The organism is Staphylococcus sp. HMSC65H10 (genome assembly GCF_001839185.1).
Taxonomy (GTDB): domain Bacteria; phylum Bacillota; class Bacilli; order Staphylococcales; family Staphylococcaceae; genus Staphylococcus; species Staphylococcus simulans.
Map to the genome: position 1 here is coordinate 22,297 of NZ_KV840328.1, position 12,437 is coordinate 34,733.

General features: G+C 34.3%; 11 protein-coding genes. 5 read left to right on the plus strand and 6 right to left on the minus strand.

Annotated elements, in window-relative coordinates:
* From HMPREF3270_RS04440 to HMPREF3270_RS04460, 5 genes are all read left to right on the plus strand, one after another.
* Positions 1–660 carry a phosphoribosylanthranilate isomerase gene (locus HMPREF3270_RS04440; RefSeq protein WP_070848661.1) on the plus strand — a complete coding sequence of 220 codons (660 nt, stop codon included), beginning with the start codon at positions 1–3 and terminating at the stop codon, positions 658–660.
* Positions 626–1,855 (plus strand): tryptophan synthase subunit beta, encoded by a 1,230-nt coding sequence (trpB, locus tag HMPREF3270_RS04445; RefSeq protein ID WP_023015235.1) that lies wholly within the window; start codon positions 626–628, stop codon positions 1,853–1,855. The genes HMPREF3270_RS04440 and trpB overlap by 35 nt, the downstream gene beginning before the upstream one ends.
* Positions 1,848–2,600: a tryptophan synthase subunit alpha gene (gene trpA / locus HMPREF3270_RS04450; RefSeq protein ID WP_070848662.1), complete on the plus strand. Its 753-nt coding sequence runs from the start codon at positions 1,848–1,850 to the stop codon at positions 2,598–2,600. The genes trpB and trpA overlap by 8 nt, the downstream gene beginning before the upstream one ends.
* Positions 2,601–2,909: 309 nt before the next feature.
* Entirely contained in the window at positions 2,910–4,166 is a 1,257-nt protein-coding gene (locus HMPREF3270_RS04455; protein WP_023015233.1) for an aminoacyltransferase, read from the plus strand.
* Positions 4,167–4,192: 26 nt separating this feature from the next.
* A complete protein-coding gene (locus HMPREF3270_RS04460) occupies positions 4,193–5,452 on the plus strand; it encodes an aminoacyltransferase (protein WP_002480890.1) in 1,260 nt (419 codons plus the stop codon).
* A gap of 83 nt (positions 5,453–5,535) precedes the next feature.
* On the opposite strand, the gene HMPREF3270_RS04465 is transcribed toward HMPREF3270_RS04460, so the two are convergent.
* The 6 genes from HMPREF3270_RS04465 to nikA form a co-directional block, all read right to left on the minus strand.
* Positions 5,536–6,057 (minus strand): HdeD family acid-resistance protein, encoded by a 522-nt coding sequence (locus HMPREF3270_RS04465; RefSeq protein WP_023015231.1) that lies wholly within the window; start codon positions 6,055–6,057, stop codon positions 5,536–5,538.
* A gap of 1,573 nt (positions 6,058–7,630) precedes the next feature.
* Entirely contained in the window at positions 7,631–8,326 is a 696-nt protein-coding gene (locus HMPREF3270_RS04470) for an ABC transporter ATP-binding protein (protein WP_070848663.1), read from the minus strand.
* Positions 8,319–9,104 (minus strand): ATP-binding cassette domain-containing protein, encoded by a 786-nt coding sequence (locus HMPREF3270_RS04475; protein ID WP_070848664.1) that lies wholly within the window; start codon positions 9,102–9,104, stop codon positions 8,319–8,321. The genes HMPREF3270_RS04470 and HMPREF3270_RS04475 overlap by 8 nt, the downstream gene beginning before the upstream one ends.
* A complete protein-coding gene (gene nikC / locus HMPREF3270_RS04480) occupies positions 9,097–9,915 on the minus strand; it encodes a nickel transporter permease (protein ID WP_070848665.1) in 819 nt (272 codons plus the stop codon). Before nikC ends, HMPREF3270_RS04475 begins: the two co-directional genes overlap by 8 nt.
* Positions 9,912–10,895, minus strand: a complete 984-nt coding sequence (gene nikB, locus HMPREF3270_RS04485) for a nickel ABC transporter permease (protein WP_371106798.1) — start codon at positions 10,893–10,895, stop codon at positions 9,912–9,914. Before nikB ends, nikC begins: the two co-directional genes overlap by 4 nt.
* Positions 10,895–12,376 (minus strand): nickel ABC transporter substrate-binding protein, encoded by a 1,482-nt coding sequence (gene nikA / locus HMPREF3270_RS04490; RefSeq protein WP_070848666.1) that lies wholly within the window; start codon positions 12,374–12,376, stop codon positions 10,895–10,897. The genes nikB and nikA overlap by 1 nt, the downstream gene beginning before the upstream one ends.
* Between the last annotated feature and the right edge of the window lie 61 nt (positions 12,377–12,437).

Below are 12,437 nucleotides of genomic sequence, written 5' to 3' on the forward strand. Positions count from 1 at the left end.
ATGTTCTTAAAATATTGCGGGTTTCAATCAGTAGACGATGTTACACGAGCCATAGAGAATGATATAGATGCGATAGGCTTTATCCACTATCCCAAAAGTAAACGTCATCAAAGTATAGAAGACATTGCACAATTAACAAAACTTGTACCTGAAAAGATTCATAAAGTAGTAGTGGTCGTTAATCCAACAAAGGAAATTGTTGCAAAACTTATAGAAGAAACAAATATTGATACGATTCAATTTCACGGACATGAAGATGTTGCACTCTTACGATGGTGCAACTCACAATATCCTGACATTCAAATATACAAAGCACTTCCAGCAAGTTCTGAACTAGTTGAAGCCATTGAAACTTATCGAAACGAAGTAGATTTATTTATTATCGATACACCTTCCATCCATTATGGCGGCACTGGTCAATCATTTGATTGGCAATTACTGAAACAACTCTCAGATGTTCCGTATTTAGTGGCAGGCGGTATGGATTTAGAGAAGATTCAACAATTCGAACAACTCGATATTCAAACAACAGGATTCGACATCGCAAGTGGCATTGAAGTAGAAGGTCGAAAAGATCCACAAGCAATGAAACAAATTTCAAATTATATTAAGGAGAGAGATAAAAATGACGAACGAAACAACACAACCCATTCAAACTGAAGTAGATGAACTTGGATTCTTTGGTAATTATGGCGGACGCTATGTCCCAGAAACATTAATGCCAGCGATTCAAGAATTAAGACAGGCTTATGATGAAGCTAAAAATGATCCCGAATTCCAACAAGAATTAGATTACTATTTAAAAGATTATGTAGGACGTGAAACACCTTTAACTTATGCGAAATCCTATACAGAAGAGTTAGGCGGCGCAAAAATTTATTTAAAACGCGAAGATTTAAATCATACTGGTGCTCATAAAATTAATAACGCCTTAGGACAAGCTTTGTTAGCAAAACGTATGGGCAAACGTAAATTAGTTGCTGAAACAGGTGCAGGCCAACATGGTGTAGCCAGTGCAACCGTGGCAGCACTCTTTGATATGGAACTTGTGGTTTTCATGGGTGAAGAAGATATCCAACGTCAAGCATTGAACGTATTCAGAATGGAATTATTAGGTGCCAAAGTAGTGTCTGTGACAGATGGTCAAGGTACATTATCGGATGCGGTGAACAAGGCGTTACAATATTGGGTCAGCCACGTTGACGATACACACTATTTATTAGGTTCAGCATTAGGACCAGATCCGTTCCCAACAATGGTTCGTGATTTCCAAAGTGTCATCGGCAATGAAATTAAATCACAAATTTTAGAAAAAGAAGGTCGTTTACCTGACGCAGTAGTTGCATGTGTAGGCGGCGGTTCTAACTCAATTGGTACGTTCTATCCTTTTGTACAAGATAAAGACGTAAAATTGTATGGTGTAGAAGCTGCAGGTGAAGGTGAAGACACAGAAAAACATGCTTTAGCAATCGGTAAAGGCTCTGTTGGTGTCTTACATGGTACGAAAATGTATCTATTACAAGATGACAACGGTCAAATCGGTTTAGCACACTCTATTTCAGCGGGTCTAGATTATCCAGGTATTGGACCTGAGCATAGTTACTACCATGATATTGGTCGTGCGGAATACCCAAGTGCATCAGATGAAGAAGCGATGGAAGCTTTAATTAGATTTACGAAAGCAGAAGGCATTATTCCAGCAATTGAAAGTGCACATGCCTTAAGTTACGTAGAAAAATTAGCACCGACAATGGGCAAAGATGAAATTATTGTTGTTACTGTTTCAGGTCGAGGAGATAAAGACATGGATACAATTCGTAAATATACACAAGAACGAGGTGAAGGTCATGAGTAAACTATTTATTCCTTATATTATGGGTAACAAAAAATTCATTGATAATTTAAAAGTCTTACAAGAAGAAGGGGCAGATATTGTTGAAATCGGCCTACCATTTTCAGATCCTGTCGCAGATGGTCCAACAATTATGGATGCAGGCAGTAAGGCAATTAAAGAAGGTATGAGTGCACGCGTGATTTTAGATGAGCTTAAAGCACATAAAGATGAATTACAAGGGTCTAAATATGTCTTAATGACTTACTATAATGTGATATTACATTATGGAGAAGCAGCATTTCTAGAAGACTGTGAGGCAGCAGGTGTATACGGTTTAATTATTCCGGATTTACCATTTGAACTTGCAGAACAACTCAAAGCACGTTTCCCTGATCGCAAAGTCAATATCATCTCATTAATTGCTATGACCGCTTCAAACGAACGTATTGAACACATCGCAGCACATGCTGAAGGATTCATCTATACTGTAACAATGAATGCGACAACTGGAGATAATGGAGCGTTCCACCCAGAATTACAACAAAAAATTGCATTCATTCAAGAAAAAGCAAATGTACCTGTTGTAGCAGGATTCGGTATCAGAACACCAGAACAAGTCGCAGAAGTGACACGTTTCGCTGATGGTGCAGTCATTGGCAGTGAAATCGTCAAACGTTTCGCAAATGACGAAGAAGCAAAAACAAGAGGTTACTTACAAAGTATTCGTAAAGCATTAGATGAAAATAAAACAACTGCACAATCATAAAATGTTTTTTTAAATCAGGGTCTGTCTCAGACTCTGATTTTCGCTTTATATATAGTGGTTTTGATAACGGTTTGACACGTGTGCGTGTTATGATAGATAAGCAAGGTTATTACACAAAGTACTTACTTAAAGGCGAACCAGAATAGTTGTAAGAAGTTGAATTCTTGCTTAACATACATAATAAAACAACAGAAATGAAAGGTTTCAATTTTAGTTTTCCTTTTGGGTATTGTATAATAATGAAGATTGAAAATTGATACCAATAAGAAATTAAAAGATAGAGAATACGAATTAGGAGTTATTGAAATTATGAAGTTTACCAATTTAACTACAGCTGAATTTGGAGATTTTACAGATAAAATGCCGTATAGCCATTTTACACAAATGGTAGGCAACTATGAGTTGAAAGTTGCAGAAGGTACAGAAACACATCTTGTCGGGGTGAAAGACAAAGATGACAATGTCATTGCAGCATGTTTACTTACAGCTGTGCCAGTAATGAAATTCTTTAAATATTTCTATTCAAACCGTGGGCCGGTCATTGATTATGATAATAAAGAATTAGTCCATTACTTCTTTAGAGAATTAAAGGCATATGTTAAACAATACAATGCATTATACTTAAGAGTAGATCCATATTTACCATATCAATACCGTAACCATGATGGTGAGATTACAGGAAATGCAGGTCATGATTGGATATTTGATAAAATGGAACAACTGGGTTATATCCATCAAGGCTTTACAACTGGCTTTGATCCGATTATTCAAATTCGTTTCCATTCTGTATTAGATTTAAAAGATAAAACACCACAAGATGTTTTAAAAGGTATGGATAGTCTACGTAAACGTAATACGAAAAAAGTAAAACGTAATGGTGTAAAAGTCCGCTTCTTAGGTGAAGATGAAATGCATATTTTCCGTAAATTTATGGAAGATACTGCAGAAGCGAAAGACTTTGATGATCGTGAAGACGACTTCTATTATCACAGACTAAAACACTATAAAGATCGTGTCTTAGTACCGATGGCTTACATTGATTTTGAAGAGTATATTAATGAATTGAACGCTGAACAAAAGAATTTAGAAAAAGAAATCAATAAAGCTGAGAAAGACTTGAATAAGAATCCTGAGAACCAAAAAGCTGCACGCAAAAAAGAAAACCTTGAACAACAATTAGAAGCACATCATCAAAAAGTTGCTGAAGCGCGCGACTTACAACAAAAACATGGTAATGAACTACCGATTTCAGCTGGATTCTTTATTATTAATCCATTTGAAGTTGTTTATTATGCAGGTGGTACTGCGAATGAATACCGTCACTTTGCGGGAAGTTATGCAGTGCAATGGGAAATGATCAACTATGCGATTAACCATGGTATCGATCGTTATAACTTCTATGGTATCAGCGGTCACTTTACTGAAGACGCTGAGGATGCAGGCGTTGTGAAGTTCAAAAAAGGATTTAACGCAGATGTAATTGAATATGTTGGAGACTTTATTGCACCGATTAATAAGCCGATGTATAAACTTTATACGACGCTTAAGAAAATCAAAGATAGATAAACATAAGGTAGAAGGGAAATAAAGAAATGAAATTTACAGAGTTGACAGTTAAAGAATATGACAATTTTGTGCAGAATCCATCGCTAGAAAGCCATTATTTTCAAACGAAAGAAAATATCGGCACAAGAGAAGCAGACGGTTTTGAAGTTGTATTATTAGGGATTAAAGACATCGACAACCGTGTGATTGCAGCAAGTTTATTCTCTAAAATTCCTACAATGGGAAGTTATGTTTATTATTCAAACCGTGGTCCGGTCATGGACTATAGCGATTTAGGTCTTGTAGAGTTTTATTTACGTGAGTTAGAGAAATACTTACGTCAGCATAATTGCTTATATGTGAAATTAGATCCATATTGGATTTACCAAATTTATGATAAAGACGTAAACCCATTCCCAAGTCGTGAACAAAATGATGCACTTGTGAACTTATTTAAATCACACGGTTATCATCACCATGGCTTCACAACAAAATACGACACTTCAAGCCAAGTGCGTTGGATGGGTGTCTTAGATCTTAAAGACGAAACACCAGCCTCTCTTAAAAAACAATTTGATAGCCAACGTAAACGTAATATCAATAAGTCAATTAATTATGGGGTAAAAGTTCGTTTCTTAGGTGAAGACGAACTAGATAAATTCTTCAAGTTATACCGTGAAACTGAAGAACGTGCTGGTTTCGTTTCAAAAACAGATGAGTACTTCAAAAACTTCATTGAGCACTATGGTGATAAAGTATTAATCCCATTAGCTTATATTGATTTAGATGAGTACATCACATCGCTACAAGAGTCATTAAATGATAAAGAAGGCCGTCGTGATCAAATGATGGCGAAAGAAAATAAATCTGATAAACAATTGAAGAAAATCTCAGAGTTGGATAAACAAATTGAACATGACCAAAAAGAATTGCTGAAAGCGAGCGAATTGCGTCAAACAGATGGTTCAATTCTAGATTTAGCTGCAGGCGTTTATTTCGCAAATGCCTATGAAGTGAACTACTTCTCTGGTGGTTCTTCAGAGAAATATAATCAATACATGGGACCTTATATGATGCATTGGTTCATGATTAACTATTGCTTCGAACATGGTTATGATCGTTATAATTTCTATGGTTTATCAGGTGATTTCACTGAAGATAGTGAAGACTACGGTGTGTACCGCTTCAAACGTGGCTTCAATGTACAAATTGAAGAATTAATCGGAGATTTCTATAAACCAATTCAAAAAGTGAAATATTGGATTTTCAATACGTTGAATAACATCCGTCAAAAAGTAAAAAAATAAATGCTTTTAAGAAGCAACCTAACATAATAAAAAACGTGCTTTCCTCATCAAATTTTGAAGAAAGCACGTTTTTTGTGATTTAATTAGTGCGCAAATGCGTCAAAGACATAGTTTAAACCGATTAAAAGGAAAGTGAAACCAACAAAGAAAGCGATTAAAAATGCACCTATTAATGGATTGAACAATAAAATGATACCTGCGATAATACCAATGATATTAACGAGTAATGAGAAAAAGTGATATACCTTATTTGTACGCTCTACTGGTGTCACAGTAAAGACACCTAATGCAGATGAAAAGATAAACCAAAATGCAAGCATATAAATAATTGCGACTTGACCTACATTAGTAAAAACAATAAATAAAATACCGAAAATAATATTAAGAATACCAAGTATCATTAACCAGCCGCTAGCAATACCTACAAAAGCTTTTGTTAAACGTCTGAAGAATAATTCAGCAATACCATTAAATATGAAGAAAATCCCGAATAACCAAGTGATGACTGTTAAGTTTTCGACAGGGAAGCTCACGCTTAAAATTCCAATCAATGCGAATAATAAACCGATGATTAAACTTGACCATCTAATGTGATTAGTAGACAATTTTAACACCTCTTTCATGAATTATATACATTAGTATATACCCTTTAACGAAAAATTACATGTTAAAAAATTCATAAATAGTTAAAATAAGATGATAATCAACAAAAGAAGTAAATTGTATAATTAAATGGTATTTAAAGTGAAGTTAAATAGGATATTCTTTGCTTAAAAAGGTAAGAAAGTTCTCGTATGTGCACAAAAACATAAAGAAAGAGAGGAGTTATAAATAAGTAATACCAGGGGATTAAGTGACTTAAAATAAGCCTCAAAATAAAAAAACGTTATATAAAGTAAGTCAATACACCAAGAACTATTAGGTTCATGCTGAGCATAGTTGTAATTAACCATTTGAACTGAGTATTTGAGCTTTTTTGGAAATCGTCAAACTTTGTATCAAGTTTAACAATTCTACCATCTAATAACTAATGCATTAAATTTATCATCAATTTTTTGATCCAGCGTGTTAAAACATTCATCGATTTTAGCATCAAGTGATTAATGTATACAGTTATTTAGCGGTAAATAGCTAAAAATTAAGAGGTTTAGTTGTTTGGAAAGCTAAATGACTGTAAAAGATAGAATTAAATATATTTATGTTATGTAAACTAATTAGTGTTATTGTATTTAAAATATTGCATATAAGGATTGATTGAGTATGTTTAGATATTGGTGTTTAAGCATTATAAATGCAGTTATTAGAAAATTTGAATGCTGAGAGAGCCTCTGTATTGCATCGAGAATTAATATTACGGATAATCATACAGATGACGCAAAGTAGTTATAATTAAAATGGTATGATTAACGATGTTTAAACTGGATTGATTTAAGTAATGTCAAAGATGGATATTGTGAACATAAATAAGGTATTTATCATAAAATAAGATGCTGAGAGACGCTCTGAGCTGCAATGAGAATTAGATATGATGGATAAATACCAATGGCGTTACATAATAGCAATTAGAAATGACTAAGCTGATTTATAATAATGAGATATGTGATTTGAACTTAGATTTGTAGTTTGAATAAATTAATATGAAGATCCACGGTAATTAAGATAAGTCAGTTCAGCTTAAAATGAATTATAGATTTGTTAGTTAATGACTGTATGCAGAAAATAATATAAGTTAGCAAAACTGAATATATGGTAAATATGACCATAAAAGCGAGGTAGCTGTATGTAACTATTCTTTTTGTTCTTTTAGTTTACATAATATATATTATAGGAAGTTATGTATTGAGCAGAAGAAGTGGTTTTACCTATACTCTATTGTGTATGTATTGATACTTTTGTTGTTATGTTTATGTTGCTTGGTCATGATTTGTAACTTGTGTTTGAGTCTTTGTTTGCTTTAGTTTGAACTTCCTCAAATTCTAATCCAAAAAAGCTGTTTTTACGTATTTTAATTTAGGTAAATTCGTACATATAGCAAGTTATGGATTTAAGTATGTAAAAACTTTGATTAAGGATTGGTCATTAGTTGAATCAGCTGATCTGTCTCTAGTTTACATAATCTAAGATATTACATAAATAGTATCCAGATACCTTTTTGTACCTGGATACTATATGAGTAATTTAATTTTCGTTATAAGCAGCTATGAGTTCTTTAGTATATGGATGCCGTGATTCATCAAATAATTGTTCAGTTCTAAAATCATCTACAATTTGACCGTTTTGAATGACAATCATTCGTTCAACAATTTGATTTAACATTGCTATATCATGAGAAATAATGATCATTGTTGTTTGTTGTTGGTTATGGATGGCTTTAAGCTTTTCGACTAATTTTTGTTCAGCAACAACATCTAAACTTGATGTGATTTCATCGCAAATTAAAACATCAGGCTGCAACATAACCGTTCTTAATACATTAAATCGTTGTAATTGCCCCCCACTGACTTGATCTGGATAACGCGTTAAGAGTTGGCTATCTAAGTCTAATTGTGACATTAAAGGTAATACAACTTGGTCAAATGAGTGTTCAGCATTCGCATAGTATTTTAAAGGTTCTTTTAGTGATGCTTTAATCGTTAACTTTGGATTAAAACTCTGTGTCGCTTGTTGAAAAATTGGTAAGATACGAGGCGAATTAATATCTATTGTGCCTTGAACAGGCGTTAATTCACCTAGAATCAAGTTCATTAATGTCGTTTTACCAGAGCCTGATTCACCGATAATCCCTACTAATTCGCCCTTTTGAATATTGAGATTAATGTTATGAAGAATATCTGCTTTGTCATACGCAAAACTGAGATGTTTAATTTTAATCATGCGTATCTTCCTTTCGTATTAAGCGACTTCTCGCATTTAACAAGTGCTTTGTATATCCAGCAATATTACCTTCTTTAAATTGCGATATAGGTCCACTTTCAATGATGGTTCCATCTTTAATAACATTAATTTCATCCGCATATTGAATCACATGTGTTAAGTTATGTGTGATTAACAGTAAAGTTGTATTGTGAGCTTCAGCTAAGTGCTTAATCAGCTTCATAATACGTTGGCCATTTAATACATCTAACGATGCGACAGGTTCATCCGCAATAATTAAATCAGGTTCTAACATTAAAACACTCGCAATATACAATCGTTCTAACTGTCCACCTGATAACATGAAACGATATTTAGATAAAATATTATTGCTGTCTAAATTCACCCAATTCAAGGCGTGTTCAATATGTTCTAATGCTTCTTGTTTAGAAACAGCATAATGCGTACGATATATGGCACTTAATTGTTTGCCAAGACGGGTGTGATTATTAAAACTATGCGCATAATCTTGTGAGATATACCCAATTTGTTTACCTAATAATGGTTTAATAGATTGAATGGGTTGGTTCTCAAAATAGAATTGATCATAAGATACTTTTAATTCTCTAGGCGTTTGACCGATTAATGCACTTGCGGTTAAGCTTTTGCCTGAACCACTTTCACCGATTAATACATTCACTTTACCTTCTATAATAGACAAGTTTAAATGCTGTATTAAGGGACGTTGCTGTTGATCGGTGATATTCAAATTATTCAATTGCATCAAAGTTTTAGTCATGAATATCCCTTCTTTCTGAGATACGGTCTCGCAATGCATCCCCTGCCAAATTAAAGAGCAAAATAGTAATGGAAATCAATGTTGCAGGTGCTAATAATATAATCGGATGTTCAGTAAAGAAATCTCTACCAGCCGCTAACATCGCACCCCATTCTGGTGAAGGTGGTTGTGCGCCTAACCCTAAGAATGAAAGTGATGAAATATATAGGATGATTTTACCAATATCTACAATCATCAAGACGATTAATGAAGGAAGCACTTGCGGTAATAAGTGCTTAAAGATAATTACATAGCCTGGCACATGGAAATAACGAGCTAGTTTAATATAATTTTTGTCCATCTCTGTATTTACAATCGTACGCGTTACTCTCGTATAAGTCATCCAGTTAATGATTGTAATGGCAATGACTAAATTCCAAATACTTGGTTTAAAGAAACTCGCAAATGCAATCATTAAGACAAAGTCAGGGATACCTAAACCAATATCAATGATTCTCATAATAATGGTGTCTAAGATACCTTTGCGATAACCCGCAATCAAACCTAGCGGTACACCTATTATTACGATTAAAGCAATTGTTAGCAGTGTAATCGCAAGTGTATAACGTGCACCTATCACGAGTCGCGCAAATAAATCTCTGCCATAATCATCAGTCCCAAGCCAGTGTTGTAGGCTTGGATTTTGTAATGCATCGTTTAAATGTACCGTTAATGCTTGGTTACTTGTTACTGTAAATTGAAGAAGAATGAGTAAAAGCAAATAGATAGCGAAAATATAAAAAATGATATTATGTTTCGTCAGTTTCATCATTGTTTCACTCGCCCTTCTCTTCTGCGTGACCATAAAGATTTAGGTTTCAAATGTTTATAGCGTTGTGTCGGGTCTAAGAATAAGATAATGATATCCGCAATCGCATTTCCAATCACCACAAAGGCGCCTATCATTAATACAGCGCCTTGAACGACAGGATAATCTCTCGAACGAATGCTTTCAACTAAGAAATAACCGATACCCGGTATATCGAATAAATTCTCGATTACAACAGTACTTCCGATTAAACCGCCAATAGACATACCGATAATAGAAATCACGGGTATCAAAGCAGGTTTGAAGATGTCTTTAAATAGAATATAACTTTCTGACATGCCACGTGCACGTGACGCTTTCACTTCCCTGCTTCGATATAAATCGATTAAAGTCGAACGCATTAAGCGAATGTGATACGCACTTAAACCGATACTTAACGCGATAATAGGCAAAATATAACCAGCAGGCGTATCAATACCAGCTGCTGGTAATAGCTCTAATTTTTGTGCTACGAAATAAATCAGTAACATTCCTAAAAAGAATGAAGGAATTGAAACAAAAGCTGAAGTTAACACACGAATGGTACGATCAATCCAAGTGTGATAATAAACAGCAGCTAACGTTCCAAGTGTTAAAGATAATAACAACGTAATCAGTAATGTACCAAATGCGATAGTGAGTGTGGGTGGTGTGAAGAATAATAGTTCATTCAGTACTGGCTCTTGTGTTTGAATACTCGTGCCGAAGTCCAAACGTAACATATGTGTAAACCACTCCCACCACTGCACAATTATCGGTTGATTTAATCCTAATTGTGCTCTGGCTTGTTCAATTTTGTCATGAGATACATTTGCAACATCTAAATGCAGCATTTTATTGACTGGATCACCAGGCGAAAGTTTCATCAATATAAATGTAATAGTAGAAAGGACAAATAATACTAAGATCATTTGTCCTATTCTAGAGAGTAAGTGTTTAATTATCATTTTCGTTTATCTACCTTTTCATCAATCAGGTAAATACCTTCTGGTGTCGTTTGAACATTTTCGACTTTTTGGTTCATCGCATTGATTTGGTCATTATAAAGGATATAACTATTTGGAATATCTTGCTTTGATACTTCTAATATTTCATTTGTTAAGTGATGACGCTCATTTTTATCTACAGTATGATTCAATTGTTCAATCAATTGATCTACTTTGTGATTATGATAAGCGCCCTTATTCACTGCACCATCTTTTTTATATGCCATATTAAAGAAGTAACCTGTATCTCCTCTAGGAATCGTACCGAAACTATACATAGAGGCATCCCAATCTTTTTTGTTTTTCAAGAAGCCTTCAATATCATCTACGTTTTGAATTTTAATTTGAATATGTGCTTTTTTCGCATCAGATTGAATGACTTGTAAGATTTTAGTCAGTTCAGGTCTGCCTGAATAAGATGAAACATTCAATTTTAATGGATGTTTCTCTGAATAGCCTGCTTTTTCCATTAGTGCTTTGGCTTTAGAGATATCTTGTTTCGGAATGGCTTTATCTTTAATAAAGTCTAGTTTTGTATTGAACGGACCATTAGCTGGTGCTGCATAACGATCAGCGACTTTATCACTGATTTGTTGGCGATTAATCACAGCATCTAATGCTTCTCGCACGTTTTTAGTCATTTTAGGACTAGTGTGGTTGTAAAGTAATAGTGATGTTCTGAAACCTGAAGTATTTTCTAGTTTTGCTTTATCTGATTTTTTGACGCTGTTGATTTTATCTACAGGTACATTAGTAGTGACATCCGTACGGCCAGAGAGTACATGTTCTGTTCTTGAACTGCCATCTTCATTAAAGGTAACTTTCATAGATTTTAATTCTGGTTTACCATGCCAATAATCTTTATTTTGACTTAAATTGATTTGTTGTGTTCGTTTGAAATCTTTAATAGCATATGGGCCTGTGCCGACAGGTGTTTGTTTGATATCTGTTTTGGATTTTGTATCATAAATAGCGGTAAAAGGACTCGCAAGTTCAGAAATCAATTCTGGATACGCACCTTTAGTCTTAATCGTTACTTTTTGGCCTTCAGCTTTAATAGATTCAATAGGTAATGTTGCTTTCAGCAGGTCGCTTTTTTTCAAACCTTGCTCTAAGCTATCTTTGACAGCTTGTCCTGTTAAGGCATGTCCATTTTGGAATTTAATGCCATCTTTTAAGGTGAAAGTTAATGTATCATCAGATGGTTGGTCGTATGATTTAACGAGGTGTGGTTTAATTTCACCTTTCGTTGTTGTTTTAAATAATGTTTCAGCCGCTCCAATTGTAACAGGAACATCTGTATCATACGGTGCAAGTGTTGTCGTTTTTAGAGGGAGTTCGACTTTTAATTGATCATCAGCTGATGAGGAACCTCCGCTATTACTGCATCCAGCAAGTATGACTGCACCTGCAGCAAGTGATGTAAGTAATCGTTTCATGAAAGACATCTCAGTTAAAGTTATGTTATGTAAGTTTAAACATCATCTTTTGAGATGCTGT

What these genes read in the sequence shown, in the direction of transcription:
- HMPREF3270_RS04460 (WP_002480890.1), top strand. Translation starts at nt 4,193, where the DNA reads ATGAAATTTACAGAGTTGACAGTTAAAGAATATGACAATTTTGTGCAG.
- trpA (WP_070848662.1), top strand. Translation starts at nt 1,848, where the DNA reads ATGAGTAAACTATTTATTCCTTATATTATGGGTAACAAAAAATTCATT.
- nikA (WP_070848666.1), bottom strand. Translation starts at nt 12,376, where the DNA reads ATGAAACGATTACTTACATCACTTGCTGCAGGTGCAGTCATACTTGCT.
- HMPREF3270_RS04470 (WP_070848663.1), bottom strand. Translation starts at nt 8,326, where the DNA reads ATGATTAAAATTAAACATCTCAGTTTTGCGTATGACAAAGCAGATATT.
- HMPREF3270_RS04440 (WP_070848661.1), top strand. Translation starts at nt 1, where the DNA reads ATGTTCTTAAAATATTGCGGGTTTCAATCAGTAGACGATGTTACACGA.
- nikC (WP_070848665.1), bottom strand. Translation starts at nt 9,915, where the DNA reads ATGATGAAACTGACGAAACATAATATCATTTTTTATATTTTCGCTATC.
- HMPREF3270_RS04455 (WP_023015233.1), top strand. Translation starts at nt 2,910, where the DNA reads ATGAAGTTTACCAATTTAACTACAGCTGAATTTGGAGATTTTACAGAT.
- HMPREF3270_RS04475 (WP_070848664.1), bottom strand. Translation starts at nt 9,104, where the DNA reads ATGACTAAAACTTTGATGCAATTGAATAATTTGAATATCACCGATCAA.
- trpB (WP_023015235.1), top strand. Translation starts at nt 626, where the DNA reads ATGACGAACGAAACAACACAACCCATTCAAACTGAAGTAGATGAACTT.